Raw genomic sequence first — 14814 nt, 5'->3', positions numbered from 1 at the left:
CCTGACATGCGTGTCTTTCTGATTTTCGGGCCCGATTCCGGGCTGGTAAGGGAGCGCGCGCAGGCTCTGGCCCTCGCCATAACAGGCGATGTGGACGATCCGTTCAACGTTACACGCCTGAGTGATGAGGACATCAAGGCCGACGCCGCTGCGCTCGCGGACGCGATGGCGGCCATGTCACTGATGGGCGGTGAACGCCTCGTCCGGGTCCGCCTGTCTGCCGACAACGCATCGGTCGCCCGCTGGATCAGCGATTTCGAGGCCGGGGACATGGCAGCCGAAGGCCGGCTGATCGTCGAAGCGGGAAATCTGACCAAGGCATCAAAGCTGCGCAAGGCCGCCGAAGACGGCAAGAAGTCCGCCGCGATTGCCTGTTATGAAGACAATGCGCGCGATCTCGTTGCGCTTGCCGAGGAGAGCTTTCGTGCCGCCGGGCTGTCGCTTTCCAGCGATGCGCGTCAGACACTCGCCGGCATTCTGGAGGGCAATCGGGAGCTGGCCCGCTCCGAGATAGAAAAACTGTTACTTTACAAGGGCTTTGATGGCGGGGAGGTAACGCTGGAGGATCTGGCGGCCATCTCCACGGAGAGCGCGGACGCGGCGCTCGACAAGATTGTCGATGCAGCGCTGTGCGGCGAGCTCGGCGAGGCCGACCTGCAATATCAGCGCGCACTGGAATCAGGCACCAGCCCTGTTGCCATCGTGCGTGCCCTGCAGCGCAAGATCGACCAGATAGAGCGTTATCACCAGCTGGGCGGGGACCAAGCGGCTCTGGCGCGGTCCGGCGCGCCGCGCTTTGGCCCGCCTGCGCAGCGCTTTCAGGCCGCCGCGCGCGCCTGGAGCCGGCAACGCATTGCACGTGCGCGCGATATTGCGTTTGAGACCGAGCGGGCGATCAAGCGATCAGGCTCTCCGGCCGAGGCGCTGGCAGGTGAAACCCTGCTGAGGCTCGCCCGCGCCGCCTCTCCGGCAAGAAGCCGCTAGAGCCTTTTCAGCGAAAGTGGGAACCGGTTTCGCGGTTCGAAAAGGCGACAAAATCAGGAGCCGCGCTAGCGCGAGGACAGCCTGCGGCACAAATCGTCGAGCTGTTCCAGCGTGGAATAGCGCACGCGTATCTCACCAGCCTCGCCGCGATGGAAAATTTCCACATCGAGCCCCAGGCGCTCGGCGAGATCAGCCTCCAGAGCGCGGGTGTCAGCGTCTTTCTGCGCTTTTTCCAGCCCGCCGCCGCGTGCCTTGCGCTCCGGGGCCTGTTCTTTTCGTGCCAGAGCCTCTGCGCCGCGCACGGACAGGCCATCGGCAATGATTTTTTCTGCCAGGGCAGACGGATCACCCGCCGTGGCAATGGCGCGGGCATGGCCCGCTGACAGGCGGCCAGCCTCCAGATGATCGAGGACGGGCGCGGGCAAAGCGAGCAGACGCAGCGTGTTGGCGATATGGGCGCGTGATTTGCCGACGGCGCGGGCCACATCTTCCTGGGTATGACCAAATGCCTCGATCAGATGGCGGTAGCCGCGGGCTTCCTCCACTGCATTAAGATCCTGGCGCTGGACATTCTCAACAATGGCGATTTCCAGCGTTTCACGGTCGGTAAACTCGCGAATAACAGCTGGAATCTCGTGCAGGCGGGCGCGCTGGGCCGCGCGCCAGCGCCGTTCACCCGCCACGATCTGGTAGTGCCCGGTCTTACCGGGCGCCGGGCGCACCAGAATGGGCTGGAGCACGCCGCGCTCGGCAATCGAGGCCGACAGGGAGGCGAGCTCGTCTTCTGAAAACCTCTTGCGGGGCTGATCCGGGTTTGCCTCGATCAGATCAAGCGCAAGCGCTCGCGGCCCGGCCCCGGCACTCTGCCCGGACTGGTTTTCATCCGCGCGCATATTGTCGGCATCTTCACCTTCACCCAGAAGGGCGGAGAGGCCACGGCCGAGGCCGCGCGGGCGTTCCTGCGCGCTCATGCCAGCACCGCTTCAGCGGGCTTGCGCTCCTGGCGGACCAGCTCGCGGGCGAGGCGGACATAGGCTTGCGATCCCGGGCAGGCGAGATCGTAGAGCAGAACCGGCTTGCCGAAGGACGGCGCCTCGGAGACGCGGACATTGCGCGGTATGACCGTCTCATAGACACGGTCGCCAAAATGCGCACGCACATCGGCAGCGACCTGGGACGACAGATTGTTCCGGCGGTCATACATGGTCAGCACAACCCCTTGAATCTCCAGATTCTTGTTGAGATTGCCCCGAACCAGATCGACCGTTCGCATAAGCTGTGAAAGCCCTTCCAGCGCAAAGAACTCACATTGCAGCGGCACCAGCACGGAATCGGCTGCTGTCATCGCATTGACGGTCAGCAGGTTCAGCGAGGGCGGGCAGTCAATGAGGATGTAGTCGCAATGGGCACCGCGCGACGCCAGAAAGCGGCGGAACTTGTCCACGGCATGGCGCAGCCGGTAGGAGCGGCGCGGTGCAGCCGACAATTCCAGCTCGGCGCCAGAGAGATCCACATCGGACGGGATAATACCAAGACCCGGTACGGCCGTATCCACCAGCGCTTCCTCGATCGGCCGCTCATTGACCAGCACATCATAGCTGGTGGCCTTGCGCTCGGTGCGCGGCACGCCAAGACCCGTGGAGGCATTACCCTGCGGATCGAGATCCAGCACGATCACTCGCTTGCCGATAGCCGCCAGGGCGGTTGCCAGATTGATCGCCGTCGTGGTCTTGCCGACACCGCCCTTCTGGTTGGCGATAGCGATGACTTTGGGCGCACCAGCGCGCGGCGCTGTATCGGAACGGGGATCAACGGACACGGGTCAGCCTTTCAATGCGGATGATGGCGGCTTCATCGCTGGTAATACTTGGATGAAGGCTCGCCTCGAAGTTCCAGCTTTTACGCGCCGCGGTCAATTCCTCTGCATGGCGCGCACCCTTGGGAATCAGCGCAATTGCGCCGTTTTCCACAAACGGTGCCATAAGACCCAGCAGTTTCTCCAACGGCGCGACCGCGCGGGCCGTCACAACGTCGAAAGGCGGCAGGCCATCCAGCGCCTCGACACGTTCTGCCAACACCTCGACGTGCGATGTCAGGCGTGTCTCGGCTAGCACGGCACGCAGGAAAGCGGCCTTTTTCCCGATGGATTCGATGAGCGTCACCCTGGCATTTGGCACCGCCCGGTCTGCGAGCCCGAACGCGATGGCCAGGCCGGGAAAACCCGCGCCGGCTCCAATGTCCGCCCAGCGGTTTGCACCCGCCGGCGCGAGATCAAGCAACTGCCAACTGTCCAGCGCGTGCCGGAACCAGAAATCATCCAGTGTCGCGCGGCCAACCAGATTGGTGTGCGCAGACCACTCCGACAGTAGGCGCCGCCAGATGACGAAACGCTCCAGTGTTTCACGTGAAACACCTGTGTCGGCCTGAAAGGCTTCGGCGCCGTACGTCCGTTCGTGATTCATCAGACCGCCCGGCGGCGGTCCAGCCGCTTCACGCTGGCGAGGAGCGCCGTCAATGCGCCCGGCGTCACACCTTCCACCCGGCCTGCCTGACCCAGCGTGGCAGGGCGGGCGCGCTCCAGCTTCTCGCGCACCTCGTGAGAAAGCCCGCCCACGCTCCGATAGTCGAAGCTCGCCGGAATTCGCACACCTTCATCCCGGCGGAAGGCCATCACATCGGCCTCCTGCCGGTCGAGATAGCCGTGATAGACCGCCTCGTTCTGCATCTGCGTGGCTATGGGCGCGTCCAGTGCGGCGATCTCCGGCCAAATCTTGCAGATCGCGTCCCAGCCCACTTGGGGGTGGGCGGCCAGCTCCATGGCAGAGCGCCGCTTGCCGTCCTGATTGATTGACAGGCCCGCCTTCGTTGCATCGGTTGGCGTCAGGTTCAGGCGCTCAAGAAGGGCGCGGGCTTCGGACAGCCCTTCGGCGCGGGTCGAGAACGATGTTTCACGTGAAACACTCGTCGCGCCGAGACTGATCGCCAACGGTGTCAGGCGCTGATCGGCATTGTCGGCGCGCAGGCTGAGCCGGTATTCGGCGCGCGAGGTGAACATGCGATAAGGCTCGGTGACGCCGCGCGTGATGAGATCATCGATCATCACGCCGATATAGGCTTGTGAACGGTCGAGCACGAAAGCCGGGTTGCCCGCGCAGGCCAGCGCCGCATTGAAGCCCGCCATCAGGCCTTGCGCGGCCGCTTCTTCGTAGCCGGTCGTGCCATTGATCTGACCGGCAAGCCACAGGCCCGGCAGGCGCTTCACGCCAAGCGTGGCGTCCAGCTCACGCGGATCGACATAATCATACTCGATCGCATAGCCATAGCGGCGCACTTTCACCCGCTCCAGACCGGGAATGGTCTGCAGGAAGGCGTCCTGGATATGGTCGGGCAGGGAAGTGGAGATGCCGTTTGGATAGACAGTGTCGTCATCCAGCCCTTCCGGCTCCAGGAATATCTGGTGGCTGGTCCGGTCAGCGAAGCGCACCACCTTGTCCTCGATGGACGGGCAGTAGCGCGGGCCGCGCCCCGCGATTTTACCGCCATAGACGGCGGAATGCCCCAGATTCTCTTCAATGATCTTGTGAGTCTGAACGGTCGTACGTGTGATGCCGCAGGCGATCTGCGGCACGCTGATCCGGTCATTCAGGAAAGAGAAGGGCGTTGGCACATCGTCGGCGGGCTGCATGTCGAGCCCGGCCCAGTCAATCGTGGAGCCATCAAGGCGCGCCGGGGTTCCGGTTTTCAGCCGCCCCATGGAGACGCCCAGCCCGTAGAGCCGGTCTGACAGGCCGATAGAGGGCGCGTCGCCAACGCGGCCCGCCGGGATACGCTCATCGCCGCGATGGATCACGCCTTTGAGGAAGGTTCCAGTTGTCAGAACGACCGCGCCAGAACGGTAATGGCGGCCTTCACCGTCCACCACGCCCGCACAGCGCCCGTCCTCGACAATCAGATCCTCGGCAGCGGCCTCTGTAATCGCCAAGTTCACCTGTTCAGCCAGAGCGGCCTGCATGGCCTCGCGATAGAGCTTGCGATCAGACTGGGTGCGGGGGCCGCGCACAGCCGGGCCCTTGGAGGCGTTCAGCATACGGAACTGGATGCCGGACGCATCGGCGACACGGCCCATCAGCCCGTCCAGCGCATCCACTTCGCGCACCAGATGACCCTTGCCGAGCCCGCCAATCGCCGGATTGCAGCTCATCTCGCCAATGGTCGCGGCCTTGTGGGTGAGGAGCAGTGTGGCCGCGCCCAGGCGCGCAGCCGCGCTCGCGGCCTCGCAGCCCGCATGGCCGCCGCCGATCACGATCACATCCCATTGGCGTTGCGCGGCCTCGGCCGGCTTGAGCAAATCTCTGGTCATGGCTTTCTTTTGTCCGGCCCAGCCCGCCGGGGAGCGCGTCCTTACATGATCGGCGCCGCCAAGTCGAGTTACCGGCCTATTTGCCGATGCAGAACTGGCTGAACACGCGGTCCAGCACATCCTCAATATCGACCGCCCCGGTCAGCTCTCCCAGCGCGCGGATCGCCCGGTTCACTTCAGCCCCTGCAAGCTCCGGGCGGGAGGACAGAAGCGACAATGCCTCTTCCAGCGAAGCCAGAGCCCGCTCGACCAGCTGGCGGTGGCGCGCACGCGACAAAGGCGCAGCCTCGGCGCCGCCCAGCCTTGCCACCAGCTCATCATCCAGCCAGGCATTGAAGGCGTCCAGACCGGACGCGGTCTTTACTGACACCGCGAAGGCCGTAACGCCCTCTGGCACCGGGGCATCTACGCTCGCCAGATCGGTCTTGTTCAGCAGCGCCACATCGCCCGGACGCAGCATGGCGAAAGTGGCCTCATCCGGCGTTTCACGTGAAACATCAATCATCAGGCAGCGCATATCGGCGCTTTCCGCGCGGGCGAGCGCCCGGCGCACGCCTTCAGCCTCAATCGTGTCCGATGCTTCACGCAAACCGGCTGTATCGGCCATGTAGACGACGAAACCGGCCCGGATCAGGCGCACCTCGATAATATCGCGCGTCGTGCCGGGAATATCACTGACAATCGCCGCATCGCGCTGCGCCATATAATTGATAAGGCTGGACTTTCCGGCATTCGGCGCACCGATCACCGCAATGGTGAAGCCGTCGCGTACGCGCTCGCCGCGATGATTATCGGCCAGATGGGCGCGCATGCTCGCGCACAGCGCCTCCAGCGGCGGTCCGGCGCGTTCCGACAGGCCCTCAGGCACGTCATCCTCATCGGGAAAGTCGATCTCGCCCTCAATGGCGGCGAGCGTGTCGATCAGCGCGTCGCGCCACTGCCCATAGAGCGAACCCAGAGCGCCGCCCATCTGCGCCAGTGCCTGCTGGCGCTGGGTTTGCGTTTCCGCATCGATCAGATCGGCGAGGCCTTCAGCTTCGGTCAAATCCATCTGCCCGTGGGCAAAGGCGCGCCGGGAAAACTCGCCCGGTTCGGCCGGGCGCAGGCCCTCGGCCATAAGCGCCTCAGACAACGCCTCGATAACGGCGGGTCCGCCGTGAATGTGAAACTCGGCGACGTCCTCGCCGGTAAAGCTTCGCGGCGCGGGAAACCAGAGCAGCAGGGCGCGATCGATCAGCGCGCCATCGCGGGCTTTCAGTGATCTCAGCGCGGCGCGGCGTGGTTCTGGCAAACTGCCTGCCAACGCCGCGAGCGCCGGTCCTGCGTCCGGGCCGGAGACGCGCACAATCGCGACGCCGGCGCGGCCCGAACCGCTGGCCAGAGCGAAAATCGTGTCGGTCATGGCGGCGCGTCTAGCTTCCAGACTTGCCGCCAGCGGCCTGGTTCATCAGCGACATGAACTGTTTTTGCCATTCTCCGCCCATCGTCATCCAGTTGCGCATCAGCGCATCGGGCTCCAGCGCCTCGATATTGGCGCCCATGCGCTTGCTCATCTCGCCGACCAGCTGCTCGTTGAGCGGGGTCACGTCCGGCAGGCCAAAAAAGGCACGCGCCTCGGCCGGGGTGCAGTCGATTTCGATATTGACCTTCATGCCTGCCTCGTCTTGGTTCCTAAGGGATCGCGCTTGGTCCCCTGACCATAAGCCGCGCCGCGCCAGATGCCAAAGGAGACGTCATGTCCGCCGAAACGCTTACCATCAAGACCGCCGACGGCAGCTTTTCCGCTTATGCGCGCGGAAAAGGCCCGGCCATCATCGTCATCCAGGAGATATTCGGCATCAATCAGGTGATGCGTGATATCTGCGATGATCTCGCCGCCAGCGGCTACCGCGCCATCTGCCCGGACCTGTTCTGGCGGATCGAGCCGGGTATCGAGCTGACTGACAAGACGGACGCCGAGTGGAAACAGGCTTTTGAACTGTTTGGTAAGTTCGATCCCGACAAGGGCGTCGAAGACATAGCTGCCACCATCGCCCATGCGCGCGGAGAAGGCGCGGAGAAGGTTGGCGCTGTTGGTTTCTGCCTTGGCGGGCTGCTCGCTTACCTCACCGCCTGCCGCACGGATTGCGATGCGAGCGTTGGCTATTACGGGGTCGGGATACAGGACCGGCTGGGCGAAAGCGGCAAGATCACCAGTCCGCTGCTATTGCACATTGCCGGGAAAGACCAGTTCGTTCCGCCCGAGGCACAAAAAGCGATCCTGGACGGGCTGAAAGCCAACCCGAAGGTGGAGGTGCATCTTTATCCGGAGCGTGACCATGCCTTTGCCCGTGTTGGCGGGGCGCATTATCACGGCGAGGATGCCGAAACGGCGAATAACCGGACGATGGCCTTCTTTGAAAAGCATCTGGGGTAGGGGGCTTGAGGCCCCCTGAACTCCCGGCCAAGCGTAGCGCAGAGCCGGGACCTCAGGCCGAACTGGCACAAGGCCCCGGATCGCTTCGCGTCCGGGGTTTCACGCAGAGATTCCCTATTCCGCGCTTGCCTTCTGCCAGCTTTCCATCGCCGTCATACGCTCCCAATAGGCCAGCACCGGCGCAGGGGCGTCTTTCAGCTGACGGATGATCTTCAGCAAATACAACAGGTAACCGACCGAAATGTCGGCCGCGGTGAAGCGGTCCGCCGCCAGCCAGTCGCGGCCCTCAAGGCCGCGCGCGGCGATCAGCTCAAGATGCTTGTCCACCTCCCGCTTGGCCCATTTGGCGATGCCCTCATTGCGCTGGGCTTCAGGCAGGAGGGTGGTGTGGGCGAGCAGGAGGCTGACCGGCATCCCCATCGAGCCCTCCGCATAGTGCAGCCATTCGAGATAGCGCGGATAATCAGCCTCGGACGGATCCACGCGCAGCGGTGTCGGGCCGTAGCGATTGATCAGATATTCGACGATCGCCACCGATTCCAGAATCACCGCGTCGCCGTCTTTCAGGGCCGGGATTTTCTGCAAGGGGTGGATCTTGCGGTATTCATCCCCGCCCACATTGCCGCGGTCAAAGGCCACGCGCTCCAGCCGGTAATCCAGCCCCATCTCCTCCATCGCCCAGCGGGCGCGGATAGACCGGGTCATGGGGGCGTGGAACAGGATCAGATTTGCGTCGTGGCTCATGGAAGTCTCCCGCAACAGAATTGCGGGAGACTAGCGCCTTTTACACCGCTGGAAAGCACAGACTTTCGCGTCACGGGCCGCAGGCCCGCAAGGCCGGCCGGCCACCCGCGCTAGTGCGCGGAACTGACCGGGCGGATGCGAGGGAAGACCAGGTATCAGGTGTTCATCGAATCGAAGAACTCGTCATTGGTCTTGGTCTCTTTGAGCTTGCCGAGCAGGAAGTCGATCGCGTCCTGCGGACCCATCGGGTTGAGGATGCGGCGCAGCACATAGGTCTTGGCGAGATTCTTCTTGTCGACCAGGAGCTCTTCTTTCCGGGTGCCAGACTTGAGGATGTCGATGGCCGGGAAGACGCGCTTGTCGGCGACTTTGCGGTCAAGGACGATCTCGGAGTTACCCGTGCCCTTGAACTCCTCGAAGATCACCTCGTCCATGCGGCTGCCGGTATCGATCAGCGCGGTGGCGATGATGGTCAGCGAGCCGCCTTCCTCGATATTGCGGGCGGCACCGAAGAAGCGTTTCGGGCGTTGCAGGGCGTTGGCATCGACACCGCCGGTCAGCACCTTGCCGGAGCTCGGCACCACGGTGTTGTAGGCGCGGCCAAGGCGCGTGATGGAATCCAGCAGGATCACCACATCGCGGCCATGCTCGACGAGGCGTTTGGCCTTCTCGATCACCATTTCGGCGACCTGGACGTGACGCGTCGCCGGCTCATCGAAGGTGGAGGCGATAACCTCGCCCTTCACCGTGCGCTGCATGTCGGTCACTTCCTCCGGGCGCTCATCGATGAGCAGCACCATGAGGTAGCATTCGGGATGATTGGTCTCGATGGCGTGCGCGATATTCTGCAGGACCATCGTCTTACCAGTGCGCGGCGGGGCGACGATAAGGGCGCGCTGGCCCTTGCCGAGCGGGGCCACAATGTCGATCACCCGGCCCGTACGGTCTTTCTTGGTCGGGTCCGGGTTTTCCATGATGAACCGGCTCTCGGGATAGAGCGGGGTCAGATTGTCGAAATGGACCTTGTGCTTGGCCTGATCGGTGGGCTGGAAATTGATCGCGTTGACTTTGAGCAGTGCGAAATAGCGCTCGCCATCGCGCGGGGCGCGAATCTCGCCGTCCACCGTGTCGCCATTGCGCAGGCCAAACTTGCGGATCTGGTTGGGCGAAACATAGATGTCATCCGGCCCGGCAAGATAATTGGCCTCCGGTGAGCGCAGGAAACCAAACCCGTCCTGCAGCACTTCCAGCGTACCGCCGCCATGAATCTCCACACCTTCCTCGGCCAGTGCCTTGAGGATCGCGAACATCATGCCCTGCTTGCGCAGCGAGGCGGCATTTTCGATATCAAGGCTCTCGGCAAGCTGGAGAAGGTCTGCCGGAGACTTTTCCTTCAGCTCCTGCAAGGACATGCGCCGACCGTCGGGGGTGGGCGTCGCAATCTCGTCGAGATCGGTTTCGGGCGTGTCGTTCTGATCGGTCATGGGGAGGTCTTTTTGAGAAGCGGACGGGAAGGTGAAATGCCTGACCGGGATCGGCCTTTGCGCGAGCAGACATGCGCTTTAGGGCTAATGCCTGGCACAAGCTGCTGGTTCCGGTCCCGCGAACGCGGCCCTCACGGGCTGCAGGCGGGCAAGACTGTGTTTCGAGAGCGTGCCAGACCGCAAAGCTATACGCCAAGGACAGCACGATAAAGGGGGAAGCCGTCCGCAGGCGGGCGGTTATGGCTTAGGCGTGACACAAGCGCCCGCAGCCGTCAAGCGAAAGGCTTCAGCACTGCCAGTAATACAATGATAATCGCCGCCACCGCCGGTACTTCATTGAGCATCCGCCAGAACTTCTCGCTGCGCGGGCGTTCGCCTTTGGCAAAGCGCTTCGCGCTGGCCGCATAAAACCCGTGTACGCCGGACAGCGCGATCACCAGCGCCAGCTTGCCGTGAAACCAGCCCTGGCTGAACAGGGCGGGGTTTGCCGCAATCATCAATATGGCAAAGAGCCAGACCGCGATAAGCGCCGGGCCCATGATGATGCGATTGAGGTTTTTCTCCTGCTTGAGGAGAGCGGTTTCCAGCTCCCCGCCTGGCGTGGCGGTGTGGTGATACACAAACAGGCGTGGCAGGTAGAGCATGCCGGCCATCCAGAAGATCACCGACACGATGTGCAGGGCTTTGAGCACATCATAATAGGGCAGGAGAAAATCCATCAGGCGGCCTCTGGCTGGCTTGCCACGCCCTTATAACCTGCTTCGCGGCACGGGCAGCGGCCAAATTCAGCCGGGCATATGGGCGTACCCGATGGCGGCTTCAGCCCGGCCGAGCCCTCGAGCGCATCCACGACCAGCCCGGCCAGCGCCTTGATGAAGTCTGGTGTTACACCCAGCGCTGGCACGCGGGTGTAGCCAGCCGCGCCGTGTTCGTGCGCCAGCTCGGCATATTCCTCATCCAGCTCCACAAGCGTCTCGATATGCTCGGACACAAAGGCAATGGGCGACAGGATGATGTGTTTTCCCTCTTTCGCCCCCTCTTCCACCATGTCTTCAGTTGAAGGCCCGATCCATTTCAATGGGCCGACTTTCGACTGGAAGCAGGTGATATGATCGCTCAGCTCCGGCAGAAGCGCGGTTACCACCTTCACCGTCTCCTCCACCTGCCACTGATAGGGATCCCCGCGCTGGATGGTGATCTCTGGCAGGCCATGGGCGGAATGCAGCACGCGTACATTGTCTGGCTTTCCGGCCTTCTGCCAAGCGTCGCGGATCAGGCCTGCATGGGCGGCTATGAAGTCGGCCTCGCGCGGGAAGCAGCAGATCGTGCGCGCTTCCCCGCCGCCCGCATCGCGCCAGGCCTTGAGCGAGCTGGCCGTCGTGGTGGTCGAAAACTGCGGATAGAGCGGCAAAAGCACCACTTCATCCGCGCCCCAGGCCTTTACCGCCTCGGCCGCTTCATGAGTGAAAGGATGCCAGTAGCGCATGGCCAGGAAGCAGCGGATCTCGTCGCCGGGCAGAGCAGCCTGCAGAGCGGAGGTGAGGGCTGCCGCCTGTTTTTCGGTCTCCGGCACTATGGGAGAGCCGCCGCCCATCTTGGCGTATTCCTTGGCAGCCTTGGGTCCACGCGTTGTGGAAATCAGCCAGGCCAGCAGGGGGCGGACGGGCCAGGGCGCATAGATGATGGCCGGATCATTGAACAGGTTGCGCAGAAAGGGCTTTACGCTTGCCTGCCCGTCCGGCCCGCCCAGATTGAACAGCACAACAGCGATTTTACGGCCCATAGAGTCTACTCCGGCTTGTCTTAAGGCGCGTGCTAGCGCCCGCGTATATGGGCCAGCAGCTCGCTCACATGTTCAGGCGGCACATCAGGATTGATCCCGTGTCCGAGATTGAAGACATAGGGCCGCCCCCCCCATGCGTCGAGCAGACGGCTGACCTCCGATTTCAGCGCGGCCCCGCCTGCTTTCAACACGGCAGGATCGAGCTGACCCTGAACCGGCATGGAGCGCGGCAGATTGGCCACGGCCCAGTCGGTATCAAGGCCGTGATCGGTGGCGATGGCATCAATCCCGGTCTCTTCGGCGTAGCGGACATAGTGCGGCCCCGCGCCTTTGGGAAAACCGATAATGGGGGCGGTGATGCCCGCTGCCCGCACACGCTCGACTATGCGCCGTGTGGGCGCGATGACGACACGGTTGAACAAGGGCGCAGGCAGGCCTTCAGCCCAGCTTTCAAAGATTTTCAGCACGTCTGCGCCGGCTTTTGCCTGCGCGATCAAATAGTCGGCGGTCGCATCAGCCAGATTGGCCAGCAGCCGGTCAAACGTTTCCGGTTCGCTCCAGGCGGCGGTGCGGGCCTTCCAGCGGTCTTTCGATCCACCGCCCTCGATCATGTAGGTCGCCACCGTCCAGGGCGCGCCAGCAAAGCCGATCAGCGTGCAGCTGTCCGGCAGGCCAGCGCGTACGAGGCGCAAAGTCTCACAGACCGCGGAAAGCTTCTGCGCTGCCCCATCCGGGCGAAGTGCTGAAAGCGTATCGAGCGACATCGCCGCCAGCCTTGGACCCTCACCCTTCTCGAACCACACTTTCTGGCCCATCGCATGGGGGATCAGCAAAATGTCGGCAAACACGATGGAGGCATCAAACCCGTATCGGCGGATCGGCTGCAGGGTGACTTCGGCTGCGGCCTGAGGGTTCAGGCAGAAGGCAATGAAATCGGGCTGCTGGGCACGCACCGCGCGGTATTCAGGCAGGTAACGCCCGGCCTGACGCATCAGCCATACCGGAGGAGTCTTCAAGCTCTCTCCGGCAAGAACCTTCAAAAGCGCGCGTTCGGTCATCGGCCGTTACCCTCTGATATCACTGGCAGCTGACGGGCCTCGGGTATGCTTTCCTCCACACTCTTCTTTCTCAAATGAAAAAGAAAATTTGGAAGGAGATGAGTCGTAGGCCTGTCAGCATCGTGGAAAACGCAGGTTCCTTACCCTGTTATCCGCGTATTTCACACCCTGTGGGCAAATGTGCCGCACCAGCCGCTCTGCCGCGGCTGTTGATTTGGATATTAACTCAAAATTCATCTTTTTTAACAAAACATTAATGCGTGAGGGTGCCGGGGATAGTGTGGTGCGGCCAATGAGCCTTTGCGCCCTTCGTCGACAGCGCATGATTTGCCATTTCCCGGAACGGGCTGTCCGGTGGATGACCGGGGATGGGATGTGGGTGACGATGGCCACTTCGCCTGTGATCTTGCCACCAGCGGGGTGAGCGGGGACAGGCTGACATGTTTGCTGACAGCTTGTTCACAGGCGGGGCAGAACGGGCTAACGCTTGAGCTGCAGCCCGCCAGCGCTCAGATCACGCGGTCTTCAAGAAGGATATCATGCCCACTTCCCAACGCGCACCGGACATAAAGATCTATTTTCATGTCCATATGATCTCTGATTCCACGGGCGAAACGCTGATGAGCGCCATGCGTGCCTCCGCCGCGCAGTTTGACCGTGGCCAGCCGATCGAACACCTGTTTGCGCTTGTACGCTCACCACGCCAGATGACGCGTGCGCTGGAGCATGTCGAAGCTTTCCCGGGCGTGGTCATGTACACGGTCGTCAATCAGGAGCTCCGGGAGGCTCTTGAAACGCGTTGTGCGGAGCTGTCCATTCCCGCCATTGCCCTGCTGGACCCGATAGAGACAACGCTCTCGGCCTACCTGGGCGCGCCGATGACGGGCCGTGCCGGAGCCCAGCGAACGCTCGATGCCGATTATTACCGGCGTATCGAGGCGATGAATTACTGCATGGCCCATGATGACGGGCAGGGCGATGATCTGGCGAGCGCAGATGTAATCCTTCTGGGGATCAGCCGGACGTCGAAAACCCCGACCTCCATCTATCTGGGCAATCGCGGCGTGCGCGCGGCCAATATTCCGCTTGTGCCCGAAGCGCCGCTTCCCCCCGATCTGTTTTCACATAAAAAACCTGTCATTGTAGGGCTTTACGCGACGCCTGAACGCATAGTCCAGATACGCCGCAACCGGCTCCTGAATCTGAATGAGGACCGCTCGACCGAATATGTCGATGAAGGCGCGGTGAAGGATGAGCTTATTTTTGCCAAGCGCCTGTTTGCCCGCCACAACGTGCCGTCCATCGATGTCACACGGCGCTCCATCGAGGAAACGGCAGCCAAGATCATCAATCTTCTCACCGAACACCGGGGCAAGATGACGGGAGGCAAGCTATGACCGCGCTTGTTCTGGCGTCCGGTTCGGCGTCGCGCCGCGCGATTCTGGATAAGGCCTGCGTGCCTTTCACGATTGATCCGGCGGATATTGATGAGGGCGCCGTGAAAGCAGGCTTTGCCGGCACGCCCGCTGAACTGGCACTAGAGCTTGCCCGGCAGAAAGCCCTGGCGGTTTCGCCCCGGCAGGCGGGAAAGCTGGTACTCGGCGCCGATCAGGTGCTGGAATTTGAAGGCCGCGCCTATGACAAGTCGCGGGATGAGGCAGAGGCCCGTGCGCGCCTGATAATGCTGCGCGGCAGGACGCATGCGCTGGTTGGCGGGCTGGTACTGGCCTGTGATGGCCAGATTGTGTGGCAGCATCAAAGCCGGTGCGAGATGCATGTCCGCAATGTCTCGGACAGCTTTCTCGACCGCTATATGCGCGATGCCGGGTCTATCCTGACAGCTGGCGTCGGCGGTTATGCCTATGAAGGGCTGGGCGCGCAGCTGTTTGAGGGGGTAGAAGGCGATTTCTTCTCGGTTCTGGGCCTGCCGCTCCTGCCGCTGCTGGATGTGCTGCGCCAGCACAGCGTGCTGGAGGGTTGATTGT

At 62.7% G+C, this 14814-nt stretch carries 15 protein-coding genes; 4 read left to right on the top strand and 11 right to left on the bottom strand.

The window, feature by feature from the left end; translation table 11 throughout:
• Positions 1–6 precede the first annotated feature (6 nt).
• Positions 7–984: a DNA polymerase III subunit delta gene (gene holA / locus ACTIGC_RS00715; RefSeq protein WP_439632583.1), complete on the top strand. Its 978-nt coding sequence runs from the start codon at positions 7–9 to the stop codon at positions 982–984.
• A gap of 65 nt (positions 985–1049) precedes the next feature.
• Here holA and ACTIGC_RS00710 read toward each other — a convergent pair whose 3' ends face one another.
• From ACTIGC_RS00710 to ACTIGC_RS00685, 6 genes are all read right to left on the bottom strand, one after another.
• Positions 1050–1955: a ParB/RepB/Spo0J family partition protein gene (locus ACTIGC_RS00710; protein ID WP_439632582.1), complete on the bottom strand. Its 906-nt coding sequence runs from the start codon at positions 1953–1955 to the stop codon at positions 1050–1052.
• Entirely contained in the window at positions 1952–2803 is an 852-nt protein-coding gene (locus tag ACTIGC_RS00705; protein ID WP_439632581.1) for a ParA family protein, read from the bottom strand. The genes ACTIGC_RS00710 and ACTIGC_RS00705 overlap by 4 nt, the downstream gene beginning before the upstream one ends.
• Entirely contained in the window at positions 2793–3446 is a 654-nt protein-coding gene (rsmG, locus tag ACTIGC_RS00700) for a 16S rRNA (guanine(527)-N(7))-methyltransferase RsmG (protein ID WP_439632580.1), read from the bottom strand. Before rsmG ends, ACTIGC_RS00705 begins: the two co-directional genes overlap by 11 nt.
• Entirely contained in the window at positions 3446–5344 is a 1899-nt protein-coding gene (mnmG, locus tag ACTIGC_RS00695) for a tRNA uridine-5-carboxymethylaminomethyl(34) synthesis enzyme MnmG (RefSeq protein ID WP_439632579.1), read from the bottom strand. Before mnmG ends, rsmG begins: the two co-directional genes overlap by 1 nt.
• A gap of 76 nt (positions 5345–5420) precedes the next feature.
• Positions 5421–6746: a tRNA uridine-5-carboxymethylaminomethyl(34) synthesis GTPase MnmE gene (gene mnmE, locus ACTIGC_RS00690; protein ID WP_439632578.1), complete on the bottom strand. Its 1326-nt coding sequence runs from the start codon at positions 6744–6746 to the stop codon at positions 5421–5423.
• Positions 6747–6756: 10 nt separating this feature from the next.
• Complete coding sequence (locus ACTIGC_RS00685) at positions 6757–6996, bottom strand: DUF6489 family protein (protein ID WP_439632577.1); 240 nt, start codon at positions 6994–6996, stop codon at positions 6757–6759.
• An 83-nt stretch (positions 6997–7079) separates the two neighbouring features.
• Between ACTIGC_RS00685 and ACTIGC_RS00680 the strand changes: the two genes are divergently transcribed.
• Positions 7080–7760: a dienelactone hydrolase family protein gene (locus ACTIGC_RS00680; RefSeq protein ID WP_439632576.1), complete on the top strand. Its 681-nt coding sequence runs from the start codon at positions 7080–7082 to the stop codon at positions 7758–7760.
• 114 nt (positions 7761–7874) lie between these two features.
• Here ACTIGC_RS00680 and ACTIGC_RS00675 read toward each other — a convergent pair whose 3' ends face one another.
• From ACTIGC_RS00675 to hemE, 5 genes are all read right to left on the bottom strand, one after another.
• Complete coding sequence (locus ACTIGC_RS00675; protein ID WP_439632575.1) at positions 7875–8504, bottom strand: glutathione S-transferase family protein; 630 nt, start codon at positions 8502–8504, stop codon at positions 7875–7877.
• 155 nt (positions 8505–8659) lie between these two features.
• Entirely contained in the window at positions 8660–9916 is a 1257-nt protein-coding gene (gene rho / locus ACTIGC_RS00670; RefSeq protein ID WP_127565091.1) for a transcription termination factor Rho, read from the bottom strand.
• A gap of 344 nt (positions 9917–10260) precedes the next feature.
• Entirely contained in the window at positions 10261–10707 is a 447-nt protein-coding gene (gene hemJ, locus ACTIGC_RS00665; protein ID WP_439632574.1) for a protoporphyrinogen oxidase HemJ, read from the bottom strand.
• The gene (gene hemH, locus ACTIGC_RS00660; RefSeq protein WP_439632573.1) at positions 10707–11771 is read right to left on the bottom strand and encodes a ferrochelatase; all 1065 of its coding nucleotides are present in this window, start codon (positions 11769–11771) and stop codon (positions 10707–10709) included. Before hemH ends, hemJ begins: the two co-directional genes overlap by 1 nt.
• Before the next feature lie 32 nt (positions 11772–11803).
• Positions 11804–12829 (bottom strand): uroporphyrinogen decarboxylase, encoded by a 1026-nt coding sequence (gene hemE / locus ACTIGC_RS00655; RefSeq protein WP_439632572.1) that lies wholly within the window; start codon positions 12827–12829, stop codon positions 11804–11806.
• A gap of 539 nt (positions 12830–13368) precedes the next feature.
• Between hemE and ACTIGC_RS00650 the strand changes: the two genes are divergently transcribed.
• Both ACTIGC_RS00650 and ACTIGC_RS00645 read left to right on the top strand, forming a co-directional pair.
• The gene (locus ACTIGC_RS00650) at positions 13369–14226 is read left to right on the top strand and encodes a pyruvate, water dikinase regulatory protein (protein WP_439632571.1); all 858 of its coding nucleotides are present in this window, start codon (positions 13369–13371) and stop codon (positions 14224–14226) included.
• Positions 14223–14810 carry a Maf family protein gene (locus tag ACTIGC_RS00645; RefSeq protein WP_439632570.1) on the top strand — a complete coding sequence of 196 codons (588 nt, stop codon included), beginning with the start codon at positions 14223–14225 and terminating at the stop codon, positions 14808–14810. Before ACTIGC_RS00650 ends, ACTIGC_RS00645 begins: the two co-directional genes overlap by 4 nt.
• The last annotated feature ends 4 nt before the right edge of the window (positions 14811–14814 follow it).

Source organism: Glycocaulis sp. (assembly GCF_051859565.1).
Lineage (GTDB): Bacteria > Pseudomonadota > Alphaproteobacteria > Caulobacterales > Maricaulaceae > Glycocaulis.
The sequence above is the reverse complement of the archived record's forward strand: the minus strand, read 5'-3'. Positions and strand labels throughout refer to the sequence as shown.